We start from the raw sequence: 25,881 nt of genomic DNA on the forward strand, positions 1-25,881 counted from the left end.
TTTAATGTCTTTAAATATCTTTCAAAACGGGCGAGGGCGTACTTCTGCCCGTTTTTTATTGTTATAAAGTTTATGATCAAAAGGAATGATGATGGATAACGTCAGTGATTTGGGCTTGTCGCCGCAGGCACTTCAAGGGATTAAGGTGATTGATTTATCACGAGTTTTGGCGGCACCGAGTGCCACGCAGATTTTGGCGGATTTTGGCGCCCAAGTGATAAAAATTGAGCGTCCAGAAGTGGGCGATGAGACTCGCCACTGGAACCCGCCCAATTTTGAAGATGATAATGGCAACATGACCAGTGCTTATTTTGCCACAGTCAATCGCAATAAGCAGTCTCTGACGCTGGATATCTCACATCCAGACGGTCAGGCAGTCATACGAAAGCTGGTCAAAGATGCCGATGTTTTGGTTGAGAATTTTAAGGTGGGTAATTTGGCAAAATATGGGCTGGATTATGATAGCCTAAAAGCGATCAATCCGCGCCTGATTTATGCGTCTTTGACAGGATTTGGGCAGACGGGAGTAGATGCTCATAAAGCGGGCTATGATTATATCATCCAAGGCTTATCAGGATTGATGAGCATCACTGGCGAGGCTGATGGCGCGCCCCAAAAAGTCGGGGTGGCGGTGGTGGATCTGTTTTCAGGTCTTCAGCTGACGGTAGGTATCTTGACTGCTTTGTATGCACGCCAGCAGACGGGTAGGGGGCAGTGGGTGGATGTGGCGCTGTTTGACAGTGCGCTTGCCATGCTTGCTAATGTCGGCATGAACCATTTGGCAACCAACGCCACGCCGCCAAGACTGGGGAATGCTCATGCAAGCATTGTGCCTTATCAAGTTTTTGCGGCTTTGGATGGGCATTTTATTATTGCTTGTGGTAATGATGGTCAGTTTGAGCGGCTGTGTCAGGCGCTTGGGCAGGTATGGCATACCGATGAGCGCTACGCTACAAACCCAAAGCGTGTGATAAACCGTGAGCTGCTGATTCCTGCCATGCAAGCGGTTTTTGTCAGTCAGACTCGGGCATATTGGCTGGATCTGCTAGATGATGCAGGCGTTCCTTGTGGCTCAATCAACACCATTGATGAAGCGCTCGGCACACCGCAAGCACGCCACCGCGGCATGGTGCATCAGTTTGAAGGCTCGCCTGTCAAGGTGCTGGGTAATCCCATCAAATTATCCGATACGCCCGTGCAGTACCGCACCGCACCACCACTGCTTGGCGCGGACACCGCTCAAGTGCTTGCCAAATATCTGGATGATCAAAGCATCGAAACACTTAAGCAAAATGGCGTCATCTAAGCCTGTGATTTAAGGATCAATAAAAGCAGTCATCCGCTGCTTTTATTTTATAGATATTAAAAGCTTAGGTTGTTTTGGTGATCAAGCCATCGGATCGGATGATTAAATTTTACCAATTCCCATACGACTTTCGATGGCTTGGGCAAGCTTGATGAGCGCATCGCCAATTTCTGCTTTTTTGTCGTCATATTCGCTGTCGGATAAAGACACAGCAATGCCAAGCTTGACCTTATCATCAGGACTTTGGATGTAGGTGCCGATACACGTCATGCCAAGTCGCAGCTGACCGTCGTCAAGCGATAAGCGCGTTTGCTTGATATGCTCAAACTCCCCGTTGAGTTGATCAAAATCAGCCACGCCGCGCTCGGTCAGCGGTGCAGGGAAGTCTGGATACATTGAGACAACCTGCTCAAAAGGCTGCTGGCTTAGGATGGCTTTGCCTGTCGCCGAAAAAAGGGCAGGTACGCGAACGCCGCGCCGAAACACAAAGTCAATCGCGCTGGTGCCTTGATGCGAGCTCAAAAAAACCGTTTCGCCGCGCTCAAAATCTATCGTCGATAAGGTGACCGTATAGGGCGTAAGTTCATCAAAGCTTGCCACAAGCTCATGAAATACCCCGGCCACGCCATGCGCCATCTCAAACCGTCCCGCCCAATACAACAAATACGAACCTAAGCTAAACAAATGATTGGCATCTTTGTACAGCACGCCTTTTGCGCTGAGTGCTTGTAAGATGTTGTGAGTGGTAGAGCGAGCCAGCCCCAGCTCTTTGGCGATGGCAGCAGCAGAGACGGGCGAGGGGCTTTGGGTGATAAAGTCAAGAATTTCAAAGGCTTTATCAAGCGCAGGTACGCTGGCTGCCTTGGGAGCGGCTGATGATTTTGGTGTACTGTTCATGGTGGGTTCTGATGTCATTGATAAGGTTAAATGTGTAAAATTGCCAAATTATCGCATATCTTAAACTGTCTATACAAGATATTCATGCAACTGATCTTGCTTGGCAAAACCCTGAATTTTGGTCTTGTATTCCAAAATATTTAGTGCTATATTGTACAATATAAAGAACATATGTTCAATATATCGAACAATTAATTCAATCCACCATTTTTAGGTCATAATTTATCAGTAAAAAGGATGTGCTATGAACCAACCGACGACCAAAACTTCATCCATTCCCCTTGACTGCCCTGATTTGCTAAAGCAAGCTTGCTTAATCGGCGGCGAATGGGTCAATGCCGACTCAGGCGATACCATCACAGTGACCAATCCCTTTACAGGTGAGGCGCTAGGGACGATACCCAGTTTATCAAAAGAGGCTGTCCTAAAAGCGGTTGAGTGCGCCGATACCGCTCAGGTAGGCTGGGCGAATACGACAGCAAGTGAGCGCGCCAAGCTTTTACATGCTTGGGCAGATTTGATTGATGCGCACAAAGAGGATTTGGCGCTGATCATGACCTATGAACAAGGCAAGCCCATCAAGGAGTCGCGCGGTGAGATTGGTTATGCCAATAGCTTCATACGCTGGTTCGCTGATGAAGCTAAGCGCGTCTATGGGGATGTCATTCCAAGCGCCAATCAGTCACTGCGCTATGTGGTGCTCAAGCAGCCAGTGGGTGTGTGCGCCGCGATTACGCCTTGGAATTTCCCATCGGCGATGATCACGCGTAAGGCGGCGCCTGCGCTGGCGGCTGGCTGCACCATGATCATCAGGCCTGCCACCGAGACGCCATTTTCTGCACTGGCGCTCGGATATTTGGCAAAACAAGCAGGCATTCCTGAGGGTGTATTACAAGTCGTCACTGGCAAATCGTCTGTGGTCGGCGAGGTGCTCACCAAAGATGCACGCATCCATAAGCTGTCATTCACAGGCTCTACCGAAGTAGGGCGAGTGCTCATGGAGCAATGCGCAAGCACCGTCAAAAAGCTGTCCATGGAGCTCGGCGGTAATGCACCTTTCATCGTGTTTGATGATGCTGATCTAGAAAAGGCGGCAGAAGGGCTGATTGCTTCAAAGTATCGAAACGCAGGGCAAACTTGTGTGTGTGCTAACCGCGTCTATGTCCAAAGCTCGGTTAAGGATGAATTTTTGGCGAAGTTTAAGCAAAAAGTGGAGGCGCTCAAGGTCGGTGACGGCGCTGATGACTCAACCGATGTCGGACCGCTGATCAACCAACAGGCGCTCAAAAAAGTGCAGTCACTTTTGGATGATGCGCTTGACAAAGGGGCGACCTTGGTCACTGGCGGTGCACCGCATAAGGCAAGCGATCTGTCATTTACCCCAACTGTCATCAGTGGCATCAGTGATGAGATGGATATCGCTCATGAGGAGATATTTGGTCCGATTGCACCGATCATGACCTTTGAGGATGAAAAAGAAGTCATCCGCCATGCTAATGATACCATCTATGGCTTGGCAGCGTATTTTTATACCCAAAGCCATGCTCGTGCTTGGCGCGTCTCTGAAGCGCTAGAATATGGCATGGTCGCCCAAAATACAGGGCTTTTATCAACCGAAGTTGCACCATTTGGCGGTGTGAAGCAGTCAGGCTTTGGGCGTGAAGGCTCAAAATATGGCATCGAAGAATATGTCACCACCAAATATTGGTGCATGGATGTCAGCGAATAACTTTCACTAAATCTCTCATCAATAAAAGCAGTGCAAAAGGCGCTGCTTTTTTATGTGTGATTGATTGACTGAATGAAGTGTGGTCATAAATGATTTACCCTTTAGGCTTGATTGATTTCGACCTTGCAATTTGACCTTTAAGTTTTGGGTTAATTCATTAAAATAAAAACAGCGACAAAAGCCGCTGTCAAATCATAGACTGATTTTGTTTAGGGATTGCGGCGACTGGCTTGTCGCTCAATGGCAAGACTTGGCATGCCATTTTCTTTGAGCCAGACTTGATTGGCTTCTTTGATGGCGCGGATTTCTTCGTCCATAAAAGCTTGGCTCTTGCCAGGATTTTTCTTATAAGCATAGCCGTATAAGAGTGCGCCAATCAAGCACCACACGCCAAAGATAACCCATTCAACAGGTGTCAGCGCTGATGGTGCCCAAGGCAGATACAGGCTAATCATACCGATACTGACCAATAAGATGATGACGCCAACCAATTTGCCGGCAGGTACTCTAAAAGGTCGCACCATGTCAGGCTCTTTAAAGCGTAAATATAAAAACGCTGCTGCCACACAAGTATAAGCAATGACAATGCCTACGCCGCCTGCATCTACAATCCACACAAGCGTCTTACGACCAAATAATGGCGCCAATGTCGCCAAACCACCAATCAGCATGATCGCTGTGGCAGGCGTGCCGTATTTTGGATGAATTTTACCCAAAAATTCTGGCAACATATGTGATTTTGCCATGGCGTACATCAGGCGGCTGCCGCCAATCAAAAACGCATTCCAACTGGACAAAATGCCCAAAACACCACCAATAATCAGCAATACGCCTGCCCATTTGCTATTCCAAGCATTCACCATCGCGTCGGCAGTACCTAGGCTTGAGCTAGCAGCTTGCTCGGCGGATAATGTGTAGCCCACACTCCAAGCAATCCCCATGTACCACATGATCGCCATGATGAGCGAGACAATCAAAAACAAACCAATCTTAGGACGGCTAAGGTCAATCTCTTCGGCTGCCTGTGGAATCACATCAAAGCCCACAAACATAAACGGCACCATAATAATCACCGTCATAATGCCTGCTGTGCCATTGATAAAGTTTGGTAAACCAAGATTGTCAAATCTGGCTTCAGGATTGAATAGCAGCGCCCCAACAAACAGCATGATACCAACAAAAAGAATCCCTAGAACGGCAAGTTTTTGGAACCATGCAGCGACTTCTAGACCACGAACATTTAGCCAAGTGACGATGATGGAACTAAGCATTCCAACCGCCACCCAGGTGGCATAGACATCCCAGCCTGCGATGTTGTACATATAGCCTTGATTAAAATTGGGAATGAGATATTCAACCACAGTCGGTAGGGCGACCGCCTCAAAGGCGACGACAGACAAGTAGCCAAATAAAATACTCCATGAACAGATAAAAGAGACATGCACCCCAAAAGCACGATGCGTATAAGTGTGCTCACCACCTGTGATGGGCATACACGCTGCCAATTCAGCATAAGCCAGCCCAATGAGTAACACCGCAAGTCCACCAATGAAAAAAGCAACGACTGCACCAAGCACGCCAGCAGAGCTGACCCAGCCGCCCGCCAGCACAACCCAGCCCCAGCCAATCATCGCACCAAAAGCGAGTGCGACAATGTCAAGGGTGCTTAAAGATTTACTTAAACCATGTTGATTTTCCATAAAAAATCCTTATTTTATGTGAATTTAGCCACTCAAAGCCATGATTTTTTATTTGAATGGCTGACATCCAAAATACCACTGATTTTGGATGCCAAGATGTTTTGTGTCAAACTTTGCAGTTTGGGTAAGTTTGGCACATCGCTATCAATGCTTAGCGCTGAAAAAATTTGCCAATGATTTCAAAAGCTTCATCCAATACTTCATCTTGAATGGTCAAAGGCATCATCACGCGGATGGTGTTGAAATTTGTGCCACAAGATGCCAGCAGTAGCCCCTGCTCAAAGGCATAAGATTTTAAGGCGTTGGTTTGATCGACATCAGGATTGCCTTGTTCATCAACGATATCAAAGGCAAGCATGGCGCCCTTATGGCGGATGTGCTGAATCATTGGGCTGTTTAAATTCTCCAAAAATGCTGACATTTTATTGCCAATGGCTTGGCTTTTTTCTAGTAAATTTTCCTCTTTGATGATCTTGATGACTTCCAGTGCTGCCACTGTGCCAAGCGGTGACCCAGCGTAAGTGCCGCCCAAGCCGCCGACTTGCGGCGCATCCATGATGTCCGCGCGTCCGATCAGTGCCGAGATGGGAAAACCACCCGCCAGTGCTTTGGCGCAGGTCATCAAATCTGGCTCAACGCCAAGCTGCTCAGCACAAAACAGCGTGCCTGTACGAGCAAAACCGCACTGAACTTCATCAAAAATCAGTACAATGCCATGCTCATCACAAATCTTACGCAGTGATTTGGCAAAACTGGGCGTTAGCTGGTGAAAACCGCCTTCGCCTTGGACAGGCTCAATGATGATAGCTGCCACTTCACTAGGATCGATGTCACATTTAAAGATCATCTCAAGCCCATGCAGCGCCTCTTCTTCGGTGACATGATTTTCTTCACAAGGAAACGGCGCGTGATAAATGGACGCAGGCATGGGACCAAAATTCTTTTTGTAAGGAATGACTTTACCAGTCAAGCCCATCGCAAGCAAAGTGCGCCCATGCCAGCCGCCCTGAAAAGCAATCACACCATGACGATGCGTCTTAGCGCGCGCCACCTTGACAGCATTTTCGACCGCTTCGGCACCTGTGGTCAATAAAAAGGCTTTTTTATCGCCAGAAATGGGGGCAAGCTCACATAATTTTTCGCACAGCTCAACATAGCTTTCATAATTGACAATCTGCGCTGATGTGTGTGAAAAGCGATCTAGTTGAGCCTTGACAGCTTCGACGATACGCGGATGGCTGTGCCCTGTGTTGAGCACCGAGATGCCACCGATAAAATCAATGTAGCGCTTGCCTTCGACATCCCAAATCTCACTGTTTTTGGCATAATCGGCGAAGATGGGGAATGCTACGCCAAGCCCTGTGGGTAACACGTTTTGGCGACGGGTGAGTAAAGACTGATTGGTTTGGCTCATAGGACTTCCTTTTGTTCCAGTGGGTGATATGTTCTTTATACTGAACATTTGTTCTTGATATGGAATGAGTATATCAAACCATATTTTTTAAGGCTTGGCAACCGATTTTGATAAATTTTTGGCTTTTTTGACGGATGACTGATTAAAAATCAGCTAATACATGAACCAATCTATAACTATCGAATAATCATAAAAAATCGCCAAGCAACTTTGGCTTGGCGATCGCTTGGGGTAAAATGGATAAATTTAGCCAATCATACCAAAAAATTGCAATAAAAACAGTATGGTAAAGCCTGTCAAAAACACAATGCCTGCCAGCACATACCATTTCATGGTGGTGCTCAGATGACCTTCTTTTTTGACCAAAGAGTAATTCAAATAGGCAAAAATCGGTGCGGTCACAAATGCTGAAATCATGGCAAATTTGAGCAGTGCCGCCATTTGACCTAAGAAGAATGCGATCAAGCCATAGCCTGCCACAATCGTGAATGCAGTCCATTTGGCGACATATTTTTCGGTGTCGGCTGTGGTGTTGGTCAAAATCAGCGATAGGCTTTCTGAATTGGTACGACCATAGCCGTCAGCACAGGTGATGACTGTGCCATACATGCACAAAAAGGCGATCGCAGCGACCAGCATTTTTGACCAGCTACCGATGGTTTCAGTGTACATATTGATCAGCTGTGGCACATAAGCGCCGCCTTGCATCGCGATCTCAGTGCCTGTGCCATATTGTACAAATACGCCAAGCGCCAAAAATAGCACTGCCAAGATCGCTGAAGTAAAGTAGCCAACATTAAAATCGACAAAACCCTGAAAACGGCTGGTATGATCGGTGCGAATTTTCTTGGAAGTCCACACCGAAGTGATGGCAGAAAACTCAAGCGGCGCCGGCATCCAGCCCATGAGTGCGACAATGAATCCAAGAGCCGCCAAATTCCAAGGTGAAGCAGGCATAAAGTCGGCAGCCATGGCAGAAGGCTTGCCTGCAGCGATAAATACAGCTGCCACAGTTGCCACTGTCAATGAGGCGATGATCCACTTGGTTAAGCCATCCAAAAAGCGATAATGACCTGCAAATAACAGCACCCATGCAGTAACCATCACGATGCCTGAAAGCGCAAGCGTGTTTAGTTCCCAAGGTAAAATCTGCCCCAAGATCACCGCACAAAGCAGCGCCACCGCGCCTGTACTGATGATACCTGAAATGATGCATAAGACAAAAAATGCCCAAAGATACACGCGTGAGATCTTGGCATAGCCTGCCACTAGGCTATTACCTGTCGAGTAGGCGTATTCTGTGCCGAAACGATAAAACGGATATTTAAAAAAATTGGCAAGAATGATCATAATCGCAAGCTGCCATCCGTATAAAGCACCTGCTTGTGTCGAGGCGACCAAATGTGAGCCGCCGATGGCAGCAGAAGCCATCAAAATACCAGGTCCAAATGAGCGCCAAGTCAATTTATGGCTTTGGTTTAGGGTTGTATCAGTCATAAGTTCATACTCAAAAAGTTTCAAACATCGCAGCTGCTGTGTTTTATGAAAGCCTGCCAAGACTACAAGTACTGCAAAGATTACTTGATAAAAGATTACAATTTGCCACAGATTAGCACAATCAAGCATGATGAAACAACCAAAATTTCAGGAATAAGCCTTATAACCACGCAATGACACCCATAAAACGGTGCAAAAACCTAAAAAATATGGCAAAATAACTGATTTACCAAATATTTAGCCGAAATAAATTTATGAAAGAATCTTTACGCCACCGCTTGGATCAAATGGTCGATCGTTTTGAAGAAGTGACCGCGCTTTTATCTGATCCTGACACCATCAGCGATAATAAAAAGTTTCGTGAGCTGTCTATGGAGCACAGCGATCTGTCTGAGATCACCGCTGCTTGGAAGGACTTTGTGCAAGCGGAAGCAGACTTACAAACTGCCAACGAGCTTTTGAATGATCCTGATATGAAGGAAATGGCGCTTGACGAGATCGAGATGGCGCGTGCAAGCATTGAGACGCTTGAGGAGGCGCTCAATGTGATGATGCTACCCAAAGATCCTAATGATAAGGCAACGGCATTTTTGGAGATTCGCGCGGGTACAGGCGGCGATGAGGCGGCGATTTTTTCGGGCGATTTGTTTCGTATGTATCAAAAATTTGCGCAATCTCAAGGCTGGCAAGTCGAAGTGCTCTCAGCCAATGAAGGCGAACATGGCGGCTATAAAGAAATCATCAGCCGAGTCTCTGGCGTGGGCGTGTACGGTAAATTGAAATTTGAAAGCGGCGCGCACCGCGTACAGCGCGTCCCTGCTACCGAATCTCAAGGGCGCGTGCATACTTCGGCGTGTACGGTTGCGGTGATGCCTGAGGTTGAGATTGATGATAGTGTTGAGATTAACCCAAGTGATTTGCGGATTGATACATATCGCTCAAGCGGCGCAGGTGGTCAGCACGTGAACACGACGGATTCGGCGGTGCGTATCACGCATATCCCAACAGGGGTGGTGGCTGAATGCCAACAAGAGCGCAGTCAGCACGCCAATAAAGAAAAAGCCATGAAAATGTTGGTGGCGCGCATTCAGCAAGCCAAAGTGCAAGCCCAAATTGACGCCACCAGTGATATGAGGCGTAATCTCGTTGGCTCTGGCGATCGCTCTGAGCGCATTCGCACCTACAATTTCCCCCAAGGGCGTATGACCGATCACCGCATCAATCTGACTTTATATAAGCTTGATGCGATTATGGAAGGGGATTTGACTGAGCTTTTGGACAGCTTATTGCGTGAGCATCAGGCAGATCTGATGGCAAGTGTGGGGGCTGAATGATGTCCCAAATCAAGATTTATGCACATAAAGCACTGATTGAGCAAAAAAGACAACTTGTTAGTGATGCCATTCACCGCGCTTTGGTTGATGCTTTGGCATACCCTGCCCAAAAGCGTTTTCAGCGGTTCATTGCTTTGGATGCTCAGGATTTTATTTATCCAGATGATAGAAGCGATGACTATATTATCATTGAGGTTTCGATGTTTGTGGGCAGGAGTGTGGCTACTAAGAAGCGTTTCATTCAGCTGATTTTTGAGTATTTATCTAAAGAGTGCCAAATCAGCCCCCAAAACGTTGAAATAACCATTTTTGAGACACCTAAAGAAAATTGGGGTATCCGTGGCAAACCAGCGGATGAATTATTTTTAAACTATCAAGTTGAGGTTTAAATGTGACGAATAAAAACCTGCTAATCAAATATGATTGCAGGTTTTTGGATGTTTTAGACCATTAATCCAAAAAATCCAAACCAATATCGTGATTGATGACGCTGTGGGTCAGATAGCCCAAAGCAATATAATCCACACCGCATTCGGCGACAGCGCGCAAGCGATCAAATGTAATACCGCCTGAGGCTTCGGTCTTGGCTTTGCCTTGGCACAGCTTGACCGCTTGTTTTAGCGTGTCATTATCCATGTTATCAAGCAAAATAAATTCAGCGCCCGCATCCAAGGCTTCTTCAAGCTGTGCGATGGTATCCACTTCAACTTCGATGGGTATCAGATGACCTGCCGCAGCTTTGGCATGTGTTAGCGTTTGCTTGAGGGTGCCTGAATAGATCAAATGATTATCTTTGATTAATATGGCATCATCAAGCCCCAAGCGATGATTACAGCCGCCCCCTGCACGTACGGCATATTTTTGAAGATTTCTTAAAAGAGGCGTGGTTTTCCGTGTACAGGTAATTTTGGCTTGAGTGTGCGATACTTGAGCGACCGCTTTGGCTGTCATGCTGGCGATACCGCTTAAGTGCGTCAAAAAATTTAGTGCAGTCCGTTCGGCTTGGAGTAAGGCTTGGGTATTGCCCGACACATGAGCCAGCACTTGACCTGGCTTGATCTCATCCCCATCCGATGCCTGAATATTAAAGGTGATTGATTTATCACTACATTCAAATGCCAGTCGTGCCAAATCCATCCCTGCCAATACGCCTGTATCTCGGCTGACGATGGCAAGATTTGCCGTGCTGCTTTTGTCGATGACGGCAGCTGAGGTAATGTCGCCGCGTCGTCCCAGATCTTCCAAAAGTGCCGCCTGAACTGTGGGTATGAGCAGGGCATCCGGCAGCGCAAATAATGGCGTTTTCATGAAGTTATCCTTATATGATCAATCATTTACTCACGGGCAGGCGAGTATTAGACAGCAAGCGCTCAAGTAGCACGGTGTCCTTGAATCGGTAAAGCTGTGCTGGGCGACCGCGCTCATGCGCAAACCTGCCTTCGATGGCTTCTATCAGATTCTGCTGCTGAACTTGCCTGCGAAAATTTTGTTTATGGAGTTCTTGACCTGATAATGCTTCGACACTTTTTTGGAGCTGAAGTAGGGTAAATTCATCCGCCATGAGCTCAAAAATAACAGGCCGATATTTTATCTTGGCGCGCAGTCTGGCGAGCGCTGTCGCTAATACACGGCGATGGCTGTGCTGCATATGCCGACCAGTATGGTGAAGCTCAAAATTTGGGTTTTGCCAAGGCGATTCGGCAACTAAGCCTGTCTCATAGAGCAGCTCATAGCGCAGCAGCACCTGTTCTTCTGACCATGTATAAGGCGACAAACCCCAGCAAAGCTGTACGCGTCTTAGGCGTTCTTGGCGTTCTTGGGCATCGTTGCCAGCATCCACCCATGCATACAGACCTGCCAAAATCTCGGTAGGCTCACTGCTATTGCGCCGATCTTCCCATGGAAAATAATCATACCAATCCTGCCAGGTGGCATCAGGATTTAGGCTGTGTTCTGTGGCTTCCTTGACCAGCCCAAGATAGCTGACATACAAAATGGGCATTCCTTGAGCATTTTTGCGCTCACCATCCACAAAGGTATAAAGCTGTTCAACATAGCCCATGGGCTGGGCGGTCTGACTGCGCACCCAGTCTTTCACGCCGGCTTGAAGCGAATGATGGATGGGCGTCAGCTGACCACTGGGCAGTTTGGCGCCGCCACAGACCGTCAGCACCCGAGGTCTATGATCGGTCACAGCCGTCAAAACGGTCACCAGTTCAACCAAGCCGTCATCTGGAGAGGTATTGGTCGATGAATGTACGCTCATAATTAAAAGTCATTGAAAAATCATCATTTTAAAAAAAATCTGACTGACTTTCAATGGACTTTTTATGACAAAACCCTTCAAAAAACGACGCATTGTCAAAAACTGCTTTACATTATACTCAAAATGAGCATAATATGTCAAACTAATACTCAAAATGAGCATAAATAATTTGAATGACCATGTGGGTTAGAGGGTGTAAAAGGAGATTATGATGCACAAAAATACCCAAAAAGCGTTTGACTATGAAGCGCCATTATCCAATATGCCAACAACCGCTTGCCGTATCAAGCAAGCTTGGGCGAAGGTGCCACCTGAGTTACCAAGAGATATGCTGGCTAAATATCAGCAAAATATTCAGGATCTTTTGATCCAAAAAGATGCGGTCATCGTTGCGCACTATTATGTTGATCCTGACATTCAAGATTTGGCATTGGCGACAGGTGGCTGCGTTGGGGATTCGCTTGAGATGGCTAAGTTTGGCGCTGCCCACGATGCCAAAACATTATTGGTGGCGGGGGTACGCTTTATGGGTGAGAGTGCCAAAATATTAAGCCCGCACAAAACCGTGCTAATGCCTGATTTGGGTGCTGAATGTTCGCTAGATTTGGGGTGTCCGATTGATGGATTTAGCGCATTTTGTGATGCGCATCCTGATAGAACGGTGGTGGTCTATGCCAATACCAGTGCCGCTGTTAAGGCGCGTGCTGATTGGGTGGTCACTTCTTCGGTAGCGCTTGAAATTGTCAGTCATCTACACGCCAAAGGAGAAAAGATCATTTGGGGTCCTGATCGTCATTTGGGGGAGTATATTCGCCAAATGACGGGCGCGGATATGATCTTATGGCAAGGCTCTTGTATTGTGCATAATGAATTTAAAGCTTTGGAGCTTGAGCAGCTGAAAGCAGAGCACCCTGAAGCGGTGATTTTGGTGCATCCAGAATCTCCCGCTGAAGTGGTTGCCCAAGGCGATGTGGTGGGCTCTACCAGTAAGCTGCTACAAGCCGCCATTCACCGACCCGAAAAAACTTTTATCGTCGCAACTGATTTGGGGATTTTGCATGAAATGAAAAAACACGCCCCACAAAAAACTTTCATCGCAGCACCGACAGCAGGGAATAGTGCAACTTGTAAAAGCTGTGCGTTTTGTCCTTGGATGGCGATGAATGGCGTTCAGGGCGTTTATCAAGCGCTCAAATATGGCACCGGTGAGATTCAGCTGACCGAGTCTTTGATGGCTGATGCGCGTCATGCGCTCAATAAGATGATTGAATTTTCACAAACATTGCCCAAACAGCCCACGCATGGCTTAGGGGCGGCATAATGGAGCAAGGATACTACGATGTGCTGATCGTCGGTAGTGGCTTGGCGGCTTTGACGACGGCTTTATCTTTGCCAAAGGACTGTCAAATTTTATTAATGTGCAAAGGTAAGATTGCTGACGCGTCAAGCCGCTTTGCTCAAGGCGGTATCGCTGCGGTGATGGCGCCGACCGACAGCATTGAAGCGCATATGACAGACACATTCATCGCAGGTGCAGGTCTGTGCGATCCCCACACGACCGAGCAGATCATCCGCCATGGTGCTGATGCGATCGCTTGGCTTCGTGATTTGGCAGTACCTTTTAGCGCCACCGAACAAGGTTTACATTTAACCAAAGAAGGCGGACACAGTAGGCGGCGTATTTGTCATGTGGCTGATTATACAGGTCAATCAGTCATGGAGTGTCTTTGGGTGCAGATGCAATCTTGCCCAAATATCCACGTGCTTGAGTGGTGTTTTGTCACAGATATTTTGACTGCTTATAATGCAAAGACAAAAAAAGTACACTGTCAAGGCGTCGTCTGTTTGATGAATCATCAATCCAAAAAATATTATGCTGATAAAGTGGTGCTCGCCACTGGCGGCTTGGGGCAGATTTATCAATACACCACAGCCCCAGAGGTGTGTACTGGTGATGGCATCGCGATGGCGTATCGGGCAGGCTGCCGCATCGTGAATGCTGAATTTGTTCAATTTCATCCGACAGGCTTTGATGACGGTATGGCTCAGACGGCGCTGATTTCAGAAGCGGTTAGAGGTGAGGGTGGGCGGCTTATCAATGCTCAAGGTGAGCGCTTCATGTCAAATTATGATGATCGTCTGGAGCTTGCACCCAGAGATATCGTTGCAAGAAGCATCACTCAGGAGATGCAGCGCACCGCGCAGGGCGTATTTTTGGACATCAGTCATCAATCGGATGCGTTTATCAAACTGCATTTTCCAAAAATTTATCAATCCTGCTTAGCCAAAGGCGTGGACATGACCAAGCAGCCGATCCCTGTAACGCCTGTACAGCATTATTTTTGTGGGGGTGTTTTGACAGATGCCAGTGGGCGAAGTGATGTCGTGGGCTTGTATTGTTTGGGTGAGATGGCGTATACAGGGCTGCACGGTGCCAATCGGTTGGCGAGCAATTCATTATTAGAATGCTTGGTGATGGGGCAAAATGCTGCCAAATCCTTACAAGAGTCATTGATAAATTGGGTAAGTCGCGATGTGCTGCCCAACTGGTCGATTCAGACGCAAAAGCAGCTTAATCTTGTATCAAGCGCGCCACTGGATGTCGCTCAAATCAAGCGACTGATGCAGCAGTATCTTGGGGTGATGCGCAGGCAAGATGATGTGGCAAAAACTGTCGAGCTTTTGGCGGGGGCTTTGGCTGAGTTATCCACCCAAAACCTCACCACACAAAGCCAAATTGAGCAGCTTAATCTCACCACATGCGCTTATTTGGTGGCAAAAGCAAGCTTAGATCGTGCTCACAGCATTGGCTGCCATCATTGGGCGGAAGATGGATTAGATCTGATAGCACCAAATCGGCTGCCAAAAGCTGGATGAGCACTTTTATTAGATATCATTCAAAAGACATGTCTTTGACGTGATAATCATCCATAGGATTGTCATGCGAAAAGCCTTTGACATATGGCTTGATCAAGCGCACAGCGATCGATGAATACATTGGAATGATCGCAGTGTCTTTGGCGATCACAGTTTCGGCTTCTTGATACAGGCGGCTGCGAGCAGCATCATCAATGCCTGGCTGCAGCGTCTGTGCCATAATGGCGTCGTACTGCGCACTGCTATATTTGCCAGTGTTGTTGCTATTGCCTGTTTTTAGGATATTCAAAAAGCTGCTTGGTTCATTATAATCAGCGCACCAGCCCGAAAACGCCAAATTATATCGCCCTTGATTCTTAGCATCCAAAAAAGTTTTCCATTCTTGGTTGATCAAAGACGCTTGGACAGCGCCCCCTAAGTTTTGTCTCCACATGGAATCAATCGCACTGGCGAGCATCTTGGCTGTTTCGCTGGTGCTATAAAAAAATTCAAATTTCAGTGGATTGTTGGCATCGTATCCTGCGTCTTTGAGTAAGCTGATCGCTTGTTCGTAGCGTGCGGATTGGTCAAGCGCTTGCCAATCTGGGCTAATCTTCGTGATGCCTTGAATGGCTAGGGGCGTAAACTGATACGCTTCAGGATTATCGCGTTTTAGAATATCGGTCAGTGTTTTACGCTCAATACTCATAGATAGTGCTTGGCGTACGCGCGCATCATCAAATGGCGCTGACTTAAAATTCGGCTCTAGATAGAATGTACAAAGCTGGGGAGCGGTATGCATCTCATTAGGCAAATCTTTGCGAACTTTATCCATCACTTCTGGCGGCACGCCATTGATATCCAGCTCACCAGTCATGTAGCGATTCATGCCAGCACTTGATGTGATCGGTAAAAATTGCACCTTTTCGATGGCTGTATTGGCGTTGTCATAATAAGCAGGATTTCGCTCAAGATTAATATGGCTATTCACCACCCAGTCGCTTAATCGATAAGCACCGCTCACCACGATGTTGTCAAGTGATAGCCAGCTGTCCCCATGTGCCTGTACGACCGCTTTGGGTACGGGATAAGCAACTGGCAGCGCCAACATATCCACCAAATAAGGGACAGGCTCATCCAAGGTGATCTGTAAGGTCTTATTGTCTAATGCCTTAACGCCTAGAGCGTCCACAGGCAGATCGCCTGTTACGACTTTTTCCGCATTGTGGACTTTGGCGTCGACCAAATAGCTAGAATAATAAGCAGCAGTAGCAGGATCGACCAATCTTTGAAGCGCAAAGACGGCATCATGCGCGCTGATGGCATCACCATTTGACCAGTTGGCATCACGCAGTTTAAAGGTCCAAACTTTATTATCCGTCGTCTCCCAACTTTCGGCTAGACCAGGTATGATTTTGCCTTGGGCATCAGTCATCACCAAGCCTTCAAACATCTGCCGAATGATGGCAGAGCTGGTGGTATCTTGGCTTTTTTGGGGGTCTAGCGTGGCAGGCTCCGCACCATTGGCGATGATCAGCGTGTCTTTGTTAGGCGGCAACGATGCTGACGGCTGTGAGGGGGGGGGTGCTACAAGCGCTGATTCCTAAAACTGTCACTAAGGCGGCAGTCATCATGGTCAATTTTAAGTTCATAGTCATCCTTATAACTAATTTTATGGATTTGAGGAGAGTTGTATAATAAAAAATTTTTCAAATCTTAGCAAAGTTATATAAATTGTCAAGAAAAAATACCGCGCCATAAAATTCAACCAAACTTGTTTGAGAAGGGTTGGCAGATTGATAATTAATGTTATAATATAACCTTTTGCGATCAGTTGGCAGCCGATTTTGGTAAAATAAATTTTACTCAAACATTGCAATTTATGACCAAATCGTTCATAATACGCCAATTGATAATCGTTATCGTTACTATTTTTATTTTTAATTTTTGTCAATAGATGTGCCATATTTGGGTGTTTATGGGTGTTTGCGGTGGATAATTCCAAGAAAATCAAAGTATTAGCTTTATCGGTGGCAGCTGCCTTGCATGGATTGGTGGGATTGGGATTGGCAAATATGACCATAAAACCGCTGACCACACCACCCATTACACCCCCTTTGGAGATTGAATTTATCACCATTGAGCCGCCACCTAAGCCTGTCATTTTAAATAATCTTGAATCCGCTGCCCCATCCAACGAGCCAAAGGTAGCGCAGGCAAGCTTGGCTCAGATGCGTGCTTCATTGCAGGCGCCAGCAGCTGAAGTCGAGACTGAGCCTAAGCAGTCCACACAAGATGAGCCAGAACCTGAAGTTGAGCAAAAAACCGAAGTTGAGCCAGATATTGAGCCAGATATTGAGCCTGAACCTGTCAATGAGCTTACACCCGATCCAGAACCTGAAGTCGACCCTGAGCTTGATGCAGAGCAGTTGCTTGAACAAAGGCGGCTTCAAGAAGCTTGGGAGGCGCACCAAAGACAGCTTGCTAAACTCCAAGAACAGCAGCGCCTAGAAAACGAGCGTAGAGAACAGCAGCGCCTTGAGCAAGAACGCCTTGAACAAGAGCGCCTAGAGAATGCAAGACGCGAGCAAGAACGGTTGGATCATGAGCGCAGAGAACAAGAACGCTTGGCAAATGAGCAGCGCGAGCGTGAGCGTCTGGAGCAAGAACGCCAAGCACTCGAAAAAGCTCAGCGAGAGGCGCGCGAAAAAGTCGAAAGACAAGCCGCTGACGCTGCCGCCAAGAAAAAACAAAATGCAGGCAATAACAACGACCAAGGCGGTGGCGGTCAGAACAAACAAAATCAGGTGATCGAAGGCGGTATCGGCACGATCAGCGATGCCAGCTGGAGAACCAAGCCAAGAGTCAGTAATTTTTGTTCATCAAGAAAAGATGTGGATATGACCGTTCAAGTCAGCTTCCGTGTTGATGCCGAAGGTAAAATCTCCAATATCAGCCTGAATGGTTCAACAGGTGATAGAAATCTAGACAGACAAATCACGCGTCAAGTGGGGCGTGGTCGCCTGCATCCATTCAAAGAGGGCAATGTCACGCGCGTGGGCAAGGCGATTTATCCGATTGTGCTCAGATTGCAAAAAGATGAAGCCTGCACGAATTGATTCGGCTGATTGAAATTTTGAAATGATATGATTGATTTAAGAGTTGAGGTAAGTTTATGGATTTTGCATTTTATTGGTCGCACACTGATGCAGTGAGTAAGACACTGTTTTTTATCTTGATCGCCTTGTCTTTGGTTTCGTGGGTCATTGGCATCATGCGTGTGCTAAATTCTCGTCGTCAAGCAATGAGTATCGGCAATCAGCTGAGCTCGAAGGTTTGGTCAGATGAGCTAGAGAGCCTGCCATTTGCTCAGCGTAAGATGGTTGTAGAGCAAAAACTGCTTCAGCAGATCGCACGCCATCGCTATGAGCTTGAAAAGGGGCTGCCTATACTTGGTACGACCGCATCCATTGCGCCATTTATTGGACTGTTTGGTACGGTTTGGGGTATTTTTCATGCGCTTCACAGCATCGGTGCGACTGGTCAAGCAGGCTTAGCGCAAGTAGCAGGACCTGTGGGCGAGGCACTGATCATGACAGGACTGGGTTTGGCAGTGGCGATTCCTGCGGTGGTTTTTTATAATATTGCCACGCGTATTAATAAGCAGGCGATCCACCAAGCGACCGATACAGCGCATCAAATCTTAGCAAAAGTTGCACAATAAGAGGTACACGATGGCTTTTGAATTGGGTAATCATGACGATAGCGGTATGAATGAGATGAATTTGATCCCGCTGATTGATATCATGCTGGTTTTGATGATTATTTTTTTGGTGACGGCGACGGTGCTAAACCCAAGCGTACCGCTTGATTTGCCAAAAACATCGGCATCGGTGAATGACGCTCCACCTGAAGTCTTACAGATCAGCATTGATGCCGAAGGTGGGATCTATTGGGATCGAGAAAAACTAAGCCTAGATGAGCTTTCTGCCCGCCTTGGTGAGCAGGTGGCTGCAGGCAAAAACCCCCAAATTAATCTACGCGCCGACAAAGAAGGCAAGTATGACACCGTCGCGCAAGTACTTGCAGAAGCTTCAAAAGCAGGACTGGGTAAAATCGCCTTTGTCAGCGAATGAGTCATCATCTTAATATGAAAAAGCACTGTCAAAGACAGTGCTTTTTTGCTGTATTGAGACCTTAGGCGATGTCTTTTCTGATATTTTTTCTTAAACAAAAAAACATCACACCCAAAAATCCAAACATCACAATCATATCACCAAATGCGGTAAACTCACCCCAGTACTTACCATCAGCGAACACAAATGCAAAAAATGCGTGCAAGCCTGCCATGACACTAAACATCGCTACCCACGCCAAATTAAGCCGACGCCAACCCTGATCTGTCAGGTGAAATACAGGCTCAAACAGTCGCTTGATGATGGGGCTATTATCCTTGGTAAATAAAGGGGAGATCAAGAGTCCTAAGGCGAATGCCCCATTGATTAGCACCGCTTTTAGCATAATATAAAAGGCATCACTCAGCGCTAAGGTAATCCCGCCAAAGACCACCGTCATCAGCAGCACAAACCACTGCTGTTTTTCTAGACGAAACTTTTGACTGATGAATAAGTAGCCATAGACCGCCACCGTCGCAGCAATCAAACCAAAGGTTGCTACCAAAATGTGGTTATTATCCGTGCCTGATGACCCAATCAGCTGTAAAATCGGATGAGTGCTGTCGGTGGGTTCGGTCGTTTTATATAGGATAAAAAATATGATGAGTGGGATATAATCAAATAAGGCTTTCATGAGGCGTATCTTTTCATAAATAAAGCACACCTTGCCAAGATCTGCGCAAGGTGTGCTGTCGTTTAGCTGCGGACAGTATCGCTACTGCTATCGTGCGTGACTGCTTTTGGTGGGATTGGGCGAATCGGCTCAACCAACGCCGCCGCTAACACCTCATCAATCGTCTCAACTGGCTGAATGATTAAGCCTTCTTTGACATTGTCAGGAATCTCGACCAAATCACGCTCATTGGACTTGGGTATCAAAACATGCTTGATCCCGCCGCGATGCGCCGCCAAGAGCTTTTCTTTGAGCCCGCCGATGCGCAGGACTTTACCACGCAAAGTCACCTCGCCAGTCATCGCTATATCGGCGCGGATGGCAATACCCGTCATCGCAGAGACGATGGCAGTGGTGAGTGCGATACCTGCCGATGGACCGTCTTTGGGCGTGGCGCCTTCGGGCATGTGGATGTGCAAATCGGTATTTTTAAATTTTTCATAATCAATACCAAATCGCTCGCCATTGGCACGCACGACGCTCATCGCGGCTCGGATAGACTCTTTCATGACATCGCCAAGCGATCCTGTAAACACAAGCTCGCCTTTGCCTTGCATCGTCGCAGACTCGATGGTCAAAAGCTCCCCACCCACCGAAGTCCATGCAAGACCTGTGATGCGACCAATTTCAGGTTCTTTTTCTGCTAAGCCATAGTCAAATGGCTTGACACCCAAAAAGTCTGAGATATTCTCATCATTAATGGTCAGCCCCTCGATTTTCACACCTTTTTTAGGCTTAGTGCCGTACTTTTCAATTTGTGTGCGAACTGCTTTTCGGCTGATTTTATTAATCTCGCGCTCAAGGTTTCGTACACCCGCCTCTCTGGTATAATGACGGATAATACTGGTAATCGCCTCATCGGTGATGGTCAGCTCATCAGCTTTTAAGCCATTTTGTTCTAAGGCTTTTGGCGTCAGATAATTATTGGCGATCGCCATTTTTTCGTCTTCGGTATAACCAGGCAGGCGGATAACCTCCATGCGATCAAGCAGGGCAGGCGGAATATTCATACTATTGGCGGTACAAATAAACATCACCTGCGACAAATCCAAATCCAAATCCAAATAATGGTCATTGAACGCTTTATTTTGGGAAGGATCTAAGACCTCAAGCAAGGCTGAGGCAGGATCGCCACGAAAATCTTGCGCCATCTTGTCAATTTCATCCAACAAAAATAGCGGATTTTTGACCTCGACTTTGGCAAGTGATTGCACGATCTTGCCAGGCATCGCACCGATATAAGTGCGGCGATGACCACGAATTTCGGCTTCATCACGCACGCCGCCCAGCGCCATACGCACAAACTTACGACCTGTGGCACGCGCGATGCTCTCGCCCAAAGAGGTCTTACCCACACCTGGAGGACCTACCAAGCACAGAATCGGACCGCGGATTTGTTTGACGCGAGATTGTACCGCCAAATACTCCAAGATGCGATCTTTGACATCATCTAAGCCATAGTGGTCTTTATCCAATGTCTGCTTGGCTTTGTCAAGGTTGATACTAACTTTACTGGCTTTATTCCAAGGCGTGTCCAAAATCCACTCAACATAACCGCGCACCACTGACGCTTCAGAAGAAGACGCAGGCATTTGTTTAAGCTTTTTAAATTCGCTTTCGGCTTTTTTGCGGACATCGTTAGGCAAATCAGCTTCTTTTAGACGATTTTCAAGCTCGGCATCATCATCTTCAGCGCCATTATTTAAATCAGACAGCTCTGATTTGATGGCTTTCATTTTTTCATTTAAGAAATATTCGCGCTGATTATTTTCCATCTGCTTGCGGACGGTGTCTTGTAGCTCGCTTTCGATGCTGCGCTCGGTTTTGGTGTTGGTGAAATATTCACTCAGCGCCTTAAAGTATTCGGCGGCATCACCTGATTCAAGCAAGGCTTGCTTTTTGTCAAGGGGTAGCTGCGTGCGCGTCGCGACAAAGTAGATCAGCTCAAGCAAATTGTCAAAGCCATTGGCAACACGGATCAGCTCGCGCGAATTTCTCAGTGCACTTTCGGCATAGTCACTAAATAGCTCAAGCAGCACTGACTTTTGGGCATCGGCTTCTTCTTGGCTAAGATTTAGCTCAACATCGGCAGCAGTAAATTTCACGATCAGGCTATCATCGGCATCATCACTGGCATTTTGGATGTGACCGATTTGTACACGCTCAAGACCTTCGATCAGCACCTTTAGGCATTTGTCATCAGAATCATGCGGCATGGTGCTGACAATGCGGCAGCGAGTACCGAATTGATACAGATCATTGATGTTAATCTCTTCGGCAAGCGAGTCTTTTTGGGAGACGACGATCAGCTCGCCATCGTGTGCTTCTTGAGCCAGTTCAATGGCTTTGATGGATTGCTCACGACCCACAAACAAAGCGATTTGCATATAAGGGTAAACCACCACATCGCGCACCGCCAACAGTGGCAGCTGCCCTGGGTTTTCATAATAATCGGATTTTGAAATCGTCATTGTTGTCATTCCTTATGTGTTAAAATGATGACAGTTTTATGGTGGCATCTGCAATAAATTGCAAGGCTTGCCCATAAAAACTTGGCAAATGATCAATGAGCTTTTAATAAACATTGCTAGATGATTGCAGTTGTGCAAATTGTCTATAATAATTAAATCGCTAAGTTATTGATTTATCATCATATTATTAAAAAAATCTTACAGGTTTTTGGGGTATAATACTTCGTTTGATTTTGATGGGTGAGTTGGGAGTGATGATGATTAATGCTGTGTTGCTTGCTGTCATTGTGATGGTGGGCTTGTCGCTTGCACGCGTGCATGTGGTGCTAAGCTTGGTGGTTGGGGCGCTCGTCGGCGGTTTGGTGGCGGGTATGTCAGTCGCTGATACGCTGACTTCGTTTCAAGATGGTATTAAAAACGGTGCACAGATCGCTTTGTCTTATGCCATGCTTGGTGCGTTTGCGATGGCGATCGCTCATTCAGGACTGCCGCAGATGTTGGCAGATAAGCTGATTGCTCAAGTGCAGCACACCGATGGCGCAGGCAAGCTTAAGTTTTTCTTATTTTTTATCTTGATTATCATGGCGATGATATCCCAAAACATTGTGCCGATTCATATTGCTTTCATTCCGCTGATCGTGCCGCCGCTATTATTGGTGATGAATCGTTTGCGCTTGGATCGCCGTGCTGTGACATGTATTTTGACATTTGGATTGGTCAATACATATATGTTCATTCCTTATGGGTTTGGCGATATTTTTTTGAATCAAATTATTCTTAAAAATGTCAATGAAGCAGGCATGGCTACCGATAATATTTCAATGATGCAAACCATGACGATTCCTGCTTTGGGTATGTTGATCGGGCTTTTGATCGCGATTTTTGTGACTTATCGTAAACCCCGTGATTACCAAGAAAAAGCGGTGGCGGTCAGTCAAGCACCCACTCACATTGGCACACTCAATGTTGTCGTGGCGGTAGCGGCGATTGTCGCGGCATTTGTGGCGCAGCTGATGACGGATTCTTTATTGATTGGCTCGCTCGTGGGTTTTGCGATATTTATGGCGACAGGCGTCGTCAAGTGGCGCGATGCCAATGACGTGTTTAATGATGGCATCAAGATGATGGCGATGATTGGCTTTATCATGATTTGCGCTCAAGGTTTTGCAGAAGTGATGAAAGCCACAGGGCAAATTGATGCGTTGGTTGATGGCGTGGTGGGTATCTTTGGCGATAACAAAATGCTTGCGGCGTTTTCGATGCTGCTTGTTGGTTTGGTGGTGACGCTGGGGATTGGTTCGTCATTTTCTACCGTCCCCATCATTGCGACCATCTATGTGCCGCTATGCATGGCGATGGGCTTTAGTGTGCCTGCTACGGTGGCTTTGATTGCGACAGCAGGCGTGCTGGGCGATGCTGGCTCGCCTGCGTCGGACTCTACGCTGGGTCCTACCATGGGGCTAAATGCAGACGGTCAGCATGATCATATTCGTGATTCTGTCATTCCAACTTTTATTCATTATAATATTCCTTTGATTATTTTTGGTTGGATTGCTGCTATGGTGCTTTAGTAGCTTTTGGTTAATTTAATGTTAAATTCATATTAAAATGCCTTGAATTAAGTTCAAGGCATTTTAATTGATTAGCGATTTTCTTGACCCAAATAAGTCCCCCGTTTTGGCTGCCATTCGATTTCTTCACCACGCAAGAGTTTTTCAATCATCACCTTGGTATGCGCGCGATGCTCATTGAGCATGCTGATCATGTGCGTGTTTTTATAGCGGCTGACATTTGGGTCATAGGTTTGGGCGGCTGCGGCGACGCCGTCCCGATCTCGGTGATGGTATAGATGTGCGATGCGCTCGGCAATCTCACTGTCCATCCCCAGAAGCTCAAGCCCTGTGCGTGCGCTACGCACCGCTGAGTCAAAAGTCTCACGAATCACTGCATTGGCGCCTGCTCTGTGAAGCTGATAGGCATGAACGCGATCATAAGCGCGCGCCACGATCGGCAAGTCGCTATAAGTATGGCGCAAATGGCGTACAATGGACAGCGCTTTTTCAGGGTGATCAATGGCAATGATCACCAGCTTAGCTTTGGCGATGCCCGCCATGTCAAGCAGATCAAATCGTGTGGCATCACCATAATAGGTTTTGATACCCAAGCTTGACAACCCATCCACATGATCAGCATCACTATCAATCAAAGTGGTCTGATAGCCACAAGCGGTCATCATACCATTCACGACTTGTCCGTATCTGCCATGTCCTAAGATGATGATGGGGTTTTCTTCGTCGATCGCATCACTGTCTCTAAAAGAAGCTTTGGCGCTGTGCTTGGCTGTGTATTTTTGATGGATCACTAAAAATAGTGGCGTGAGCACCATGGATATCACAACGACTGCGGTCAAATTGGCATGGGTATCGGCAGATATCACCGAATGAGTCGCCGCTGCCGAAAACAGCACAAAAGCAAACTCGCCGCCCTGAGCCATCATGACCGCGCGTTCAATGGCGATGGCGTGATCAGATTTGGTCATGCGCGCCGCCAAATAAATCCAAAGACCTTTGGTAAGCATAAGTGCGATGACGCCAAGACCGATCAGCTGCCAGTTCTTAGCGACGATGGATAAATCAAGCGCCATGCCGACGCCCAAGAAAAATAAGCCCAATAAAAGACCGCGAAAAGGCTCAATGTCCGCTTCAAGCTGATGTCGAAAACTGGATTCAGACAGCAGCACGCCAGCGACGAACGCGCCCATCGCCATCGACAGGCCGCCAAGTTCCATGAGAAGCGCCGATCCGAGCACGACTAATAGCGCTGCTGCAGTCATGATCTCACGCACTCCAGTTTTTGCAAGTATTTTAAATAATGGATTAATCAGCACGCGTCCAACAACCAGAAGTGCAAGCAATGAACCCAATGCGACCACGATCGCCTGCCAAGCTGGCGTTTCGCTGGCGTGCACCACCGGCGATAAAAAAGCCACAATGGCAAGCAGCGGCACGATCAGCAGATCTTCAAATAATAAGATGGACACCATGCTTTGACCTTTGGCAGTGGATAACTCATTGTTTTCGCCCAAAGTTTGCATGACGATCGCCGTCGAGGTCAGCACAAAGCCTGATGCGCCCACAAAAGCCACTTGCCATGATACCCCAAACAGCTTCATCACCAGCATCATTAAGGCGGTGGCGCCTAGCACCTGCAAAGAGCCAAGCCCAAAGATTTGCCGTCTGAGACTCCATAAGTGCGATGGATGCATCTCAAGACCGATAATGAATAAAAACATCACCACGCCAAGCTCAGCGATATGGATGATGGTCTGTGGATCGGTAAATACCCCCAAGCCAAACGGTCCGATGATCAGACCGCCAGCCAAATAGCCAAGGACGGATCCTAAGCCAATTTTACGAAAAACAGGAACTGCAATCACGGCAGCCCCAAGCAGTGTAACGACTTGTATCAGCTCGCTTGCCATACCAGCTTCAGCCATAGCCATCCCTTATTTTGATGATAAACTCAAATAAAAAAGCACAATAATTAAGCAGCCATTTTAATGG

Annotated in this window: 21 protein-coding genes; 10 read left to right on the forward strand and 11 right to left on the reverse strand. The window is 47.1% G+C overall.

Annotated elements, in window-relative coordinates; genetic code table 11:
* The first annotated feature begins 91 nt into the window (after window positions 1–91).
* A complete protein-coding gene (locus tag U0021_RS09335; RefSeq protein ID WP_227538672.1) occupies window positions 92–1,306 on the forward strand; it encodes a CaiB/BaiF CoA transferase family protein in 1,215 nt (404 codons plus the stop codon).
* Window positions 1,307–1,408: 102 nt separating this feature from the next.
* Here the strand turns inward: U0021_RS09335 and U0021_RS09340 are convergent, their stop codons facing one another.
* Complete coding sequence (locus tag U0021_RS09340; protein ID WP_114800056.1) at window positions 1,409–2,203, reverse strand: IclR family transcriptional regulator; 795 nt, start codon at window positions 2,201–2,203, stop codon at window positions 1,409–1,411.
* Between the two features lie 244 nt (window positions 2,204–2,447).
* Here U0021_RS09340 and U0021_RS09345 point away from each other — a divergent pair, with 244 nt between their 5' ends.
* On the forward strand, window positions 2,448–3,932 hold the full coding sequence (locus tag U0021_RS09345) for an NAD-dependent succinate-semialdehyde dehydrogenase (RefSeq protein WP_114800026.1): 1,485 nt from the start codon (window positions 2,448–2,450) through the stop codon (window positions 3,930–3,932).
* Window positions 3,933–4,141: 209 nt separating this feature from the next.
* Here the strand turns inward: U0021_RS09345 and U0021_RS09350 are convergent, their stop codons facing one another.
* The 3 genes from U0021_RS09350 to U0021_RS09360 all read right to left on the reverse strand — a co-directional run bounded on the left by U0021_RS09350 (window position 4,142) and on the right by U0021_RS09360 (window position 8,543).
* Window positions 4,142–5,632, reverse strand: coding sequence for an APC family permease (locus U0021_RS09350; protein WP_114800027.1), 1,491 nt, complete (start codon window positions 5,630–5,632; stop codon window positions 4,142–4,144).
* Between the two features lie 151 nt (window positions 5,633–5,783).
* Window positions 5,784–7,046, reverse strand: coding sequence for a 4-aminobutyrate--2-oxoglutarate transaminase (gene gabT, locus U0021_RS09355; RefSeq protein ID WP_114800029.1), 1,263 nt, complete (start codon window positions 7,044–7,046; stop codon window positions 5,784–5,786).
* A 246-nt stretch (window positions 7,047–7,292) separates the two neighbouring features.
* On the reverse strand, window positions 7,293–8,543 hold the full coding sequence (locus U0021_RS09360; RefSeq protein WP_114800057.1) for an NRAMP family divalent metal transporter: 1,251 nt from the start codon (window positions 8,541–8,543) through the stop codon (window positions 7,293–7,295).
* A 254-nt stretch (window positions 8,544–8,797) separates the two neighbouring features.
* On the opposite strand from U0021_RS09360, the gene prfA reads away from it, so the two are divergent.
* Both prfA and U0021_RS09370 read left to right on the forward strand, forming a co-directional pair.
* The gene (gene prfA, locus U0021_RS09365; protein ID WP_114800030.1) at window positions 8,798–9,877 is read left to right on the forward strand and encodes a peptide chain release factor 1; all 1,080 of its coding nucleotides are present in this window, start codon (window positions 8,798–8,800) and stop codon (window positions 9,875–9,877) included.
* The gene (locus U0021_RS09370; protein ID WP_114800058.1) at window positions 9,877–10,266 is read left to right on the forward strand and encodes a tautomerase family protein; all 390 of its coding nucleotides are present in this window, start codon (window positions 9,877–9,879) and stop codon (window positions 10,264–10,266) included. The genes prfA and U0021_RS09370 overlap by 1 nt, the downstream gene beginning before the upstream one ends.
* 61 nt (window positions 10,267–10,327) lie before the next feature.
* Here the strand turns inward: U0021_RS09370 and nadC are convergent, their stop codons facing one another.
* Both nadC and U0021_RS09380 read right to left on the reverse strand, forming a co-directional pair.
* On the reverse strand, window positions 10,328–11,185 hold the full coding sequence (gene nadC, locus U0021_RS09375) for a carboxylating nicotinate-nucleotide diphosphorylase (RefSeq protein WP_114800031.1): 858 nt from the start codon (window positions 11,183–11,185) through the stop codon (window positions 10,328–10,330).
* Between the two features lie 22 nt (window positions 11,186–11,207).
* Complete coding sequence (locus U0021_RS09380; protein WP_114800032.1) at window positions 11,208–12,143, reverse strand: NUDIX hydrolase; 936 nt, start codon at window positions 12,141–12,143, stop codon at window positions 11,208–11,210.
* Between the two features lie 211 nt (window positions 12,144–12,354).
* On the opposite strand from U0021_RS09380, the gene nadA reads away from it, so the two are divergent.
* Together nadA and nadB are read left to right on the forward strand one after the other, a co-directional pair.
* The gene (gene nadA, locus U0021_RS09385) at window positions 12,355–13,464 is read left to right on the forward strand and encodes a quinolinate synthase NadA (protein ID WP_114800033.1); all 1,110 of its coding nucleotides are present in this window, start codon (window positions 12,355–12,357) and stop codon (window positions 13,462–13,464) included.
* A complete protein-coding gene (nadB, locus tag U0021_RS09390; protein ID WP_114800034.1) occupies window positions 13,464–15,020 on the forward strand; it encodes an L-aspartate oxidase in 1,557 nt (518 codons plus the stop codon). The genes nadA and nadB overlap by 1 nt, the downstream gene beginning before the upstream one ends.
* Before the next feature lie 16 nt (window positions 15,021–15,036).
* On the opposite strand, the gene U0021_RS09395 is transcribed toward nadB, so the two are convergent.
* Together U0021_RS09395 and U0021_RS09400 are read right to left on the reverse strand one after the other, a co-directional pair.
* A complete protein-coding gene (locus tag U0021_RS09395) occupies window positions 15,037–16,557 on the reverse strand; it encodes an ABC transporter substrate-binding protein (protein WP_114800035.1) in 1,521 nt (506 codons plus the stop codon).
* 114 nt (window positions 16,558–16,671) lie between these two features.
* Window positions 16,672–17,106 (reverse strand): hypothetical protein, encoded by a 435-nt coding sequence (locus U0021_RS09400; RefSeq protein ID WP_162816789.1) that lies wholly within the window; start codon window positions 17,104–17,106, stop codon window positions 16,672–16,674.
* Between U0021_RS09400 and U0021_RS09405 the strand changes: the two genes are divergently transcribed.
* From U0021_RS09405 to U0021_RS09415, 3 genes are read left to right on the forward strand one after another with little or no spacing between them, the layout of a single operon-like run.
* The gene (locus U0021_RS09405; protein WP_114800059.1) at window positions 16,991–18,118 is read left to right on the forward strand and encodes a TonB family protein; all 1,128 of its coding nucleotides are present in this window, start codon (window positions 16,991–16,993) and stop codon (window positions 18,116–18,118) included. The two genes, U0021_RS09400 and U0021_RS09405, sit on opposite strands and share 116 nt — an antisense overlap.
* 56 nt (window positions 18,119–18,174) lie before the next feature.
* The gene (locus U0021_RS09410; RefSeq protein ID WP_114800037.1) at window positions 18,175–18,723 is read left to right on the forward strand and encodes a MotA/TolQ/ExbB proton channel family protein; all 549 of its coding nucleotides are present in this window, start codon (window positions 18,175–18,177) and stop codon (window positions 18,721–18,723) included.
* A 10-nt stretch (window positions 18,724–18,733) separates the two neighbouring features.
* On the forward strand, window positions 18,734–19,135 hold the full coding sequence (locus tag U0021_RS09415; RefSeq protein ID WP_049237703.1) for an ExbD/TolR family protein: 402 nt from the start codon (window positions 18,734–18,736) through the stop codon (window positions 19,133–19,135).
* Between the two features lie 61 nt (window positions 19,136–19,196).
* On the opposite strand, the gene U0021_RS09420 is transcribed toward U0021_RS09415, so the two are convergent.
* Window positions 19,197–19,808 carry an inner membrane-spanning protein YciB gene (locus tag U0021_RS09420; RefSeq protein ID WP_049237705.1) on the reverse strand — a complete coding sequence of 204 codons (612 nt, stop codon included), beginning with the start codon at window positions 19,806–19,808 and terminating at the stop codon, window positions 19,197–19,199.
* A gap of 62 nt (window positions 19,809–19,870) precedes the next feature.
* Window positions 19,871–22,318 (reverse strand): endopeptidase La, encoded by a 2,448-nt coding sequence (gene lon / locus U0021_RS09425; RefSeq protein ID WP_227538673.1) that lies wholly within the window; start codon window positions 22,316–22,318, stop codon window positions 19,871–19,873.
* A gap of 254 nt (window positions 22,319–22,572) precedes the next feature.
* Between lon and U0021_RS09430 the strand changes: the two genes are divergently transcribed.
* Window positions 22,573–23,889 (forward strand): Na+/H+ antiporter family protein, encoded by a 1,317-nt coding sequence (locus U0021_RS09430; RefSeq protein WP_114800060.1) that lies wholly within the window; start codon window positions 22,573–22,575, stop codon window positions 23,887–23,889.
* 71 nt (window positions 23,890–23,960) lie between these two features.
* Here the strand turns inward: U0021_RS09430 and U0021_RS09435 are convergent, their stop codons facing one another.
* The gene (locus U0021_RS09435; protein ID WP_114800039.1) at window positions 23,961–25,814 is read right to left on the reverse strand and encodes a monovalent cation:proton antiporter-2 (CPA2) family protein; all 1,854 of its coding nucleotides are present in this window, start codon (window positions 25,812–25,814) and stop codon (window positions 23,961–23,963) included.
* Between the last annotated feature and the right edge of the window lie 67 nt (window positions 25,815–25,881).

This window comes from Moraxella canis, from assembly GCF_034424565.1.
Lineage (GTDB): Bacteria > Pseudomonadota > Gammaproteobacteria > Pseudomonadales > Moraxellaceae > Moraxella > Moraxella canis.

Bases quoted from the DNA above. Each gene is read 5' to 3' on its own strand.
- U0021_RS09335 (WP_227538672.1), top strand. From the start codon at position 92: ATGGATAACGTCAGTGATTTGGGCTTGTCGCCGCAGGCACTTCAAGGG.
- U0021_RS09340 (WP_114800056.1), bottom strand. From the start codon at position 2,203: ATGAACAGTACACCAAAATCATCAGCCGCTCCCAAGGCAGCCAGCGTA.
- U0021_RS09345 (WP_114800026.1), top strand. From the start codon at position 2,448: ATGAACCAACCGACGACCAAAACTTCATCCATTCCCCTTGACTGCCCT.
- U0021_RS09350 (WP_114800027.1), bottom strand. From the start codon at position 5,632: ATGGAAAATCAACATGGTTTAAGTAAATCTTTAAGCACCCTTGACATT.
- gabT (WP_114800029.1), bottom strand. From the start codon at position 7,046: ATGAGCCAAACCAATCAGTCTTTACTCACCCGTCGCCAAAACGTGTTA.
- U0021_RS09360 (WP_114800057.1), bottom strand. From the start codon at position 8,543: ATGACTGATACAACCCTAAACCAAAGCCATAAATTGACTTGGCGCTCA.
- prfA (WP_114800030.1), top strand. From the start codon at position 8,798: ATGAAAGAATCTTTACGCCACCGCTTGGATCAAATGGTCGATCGTTTT.
- U0021_RS09370 (WP_114800058.1), top strand. From the start codon at position 9,877: ATGTCCCAAATCAAGATTTATGCACATAAAGCACTGATTGAGCAAAAA.
- nadC (WP_114800031.1), bottom strand. From the start codon at position 11,185: ATGAAAACGCCATTATTTGCGCTGCCGGATGCCCTGCTCATACCCACA.
- U0021_RS09380 (WP_114800032.1), bottom strand. From the start codon at position 12,143: ATGAGCGTACATTCATCGACCAATACCTCTCCAGATGACGGCTTGGTT.
- nadA (WP_114800033.1), top strand. From the start codon at position 12,355: ATGCACAAAAATACCCAAAAAGCGTTTGACTATGAAGCGCCATTATCC.
- nadB (WP_114800034.1), top strand. From the start codon at position 13,464: ATGGAGCAAGGATACTACGATGTGCTGATCGTCGGTAGTGGCTTGGCG.
- U0021_RS09400 (WP_162816789.1), bottom strand. From the start codon at position 17,106: ATGGGTGGTGTGGTCAGCGGTTTTATGGTCATATTTGCCAATCCCAAT.
- U0021_RS09410 (WP_114800037.1), top strand. From the start codon at position 18,175: ATGGATTTTGCATTTTATTGGTCGCACACTGATGCAGTGAGTAAGACA.
- U0021_RS09415 (WP_049237703.1), top strand. From the start codon at position 18,734: ATGGCTTTTGAATTGGGTAATCATGACGATAGCGGTATGAATGAGATG.
- U0021_RS09420 (WP_049237705.1), bottom strand. From the start codon at position 19,808: ATGAAAGCCTTATTTGATTATATCCCACTCATCATATTTTTTATCCTA.
- lon (WP_227538673.1), bottom strand. From the start codon at position 22,318: ATGACGATTTCAAAATCCGATTATTATGAAAACCCAGGGCAGCTGCCA.
- U0021_RS09430 (WP_114800060.1), top strand. From the start codon at position 22,573: ATGATGATTAATGCTGTGTTGCTTGCTGTCATTGTGATGGTGGGCTTG.
- U0021_RS09435 (WP_114800039.1), bottom strand. From the start codon at position 25,814: ATGGCTGAAGCTGGTATGGCAAGCGAGCTGATACAAGTCGTTACACTG.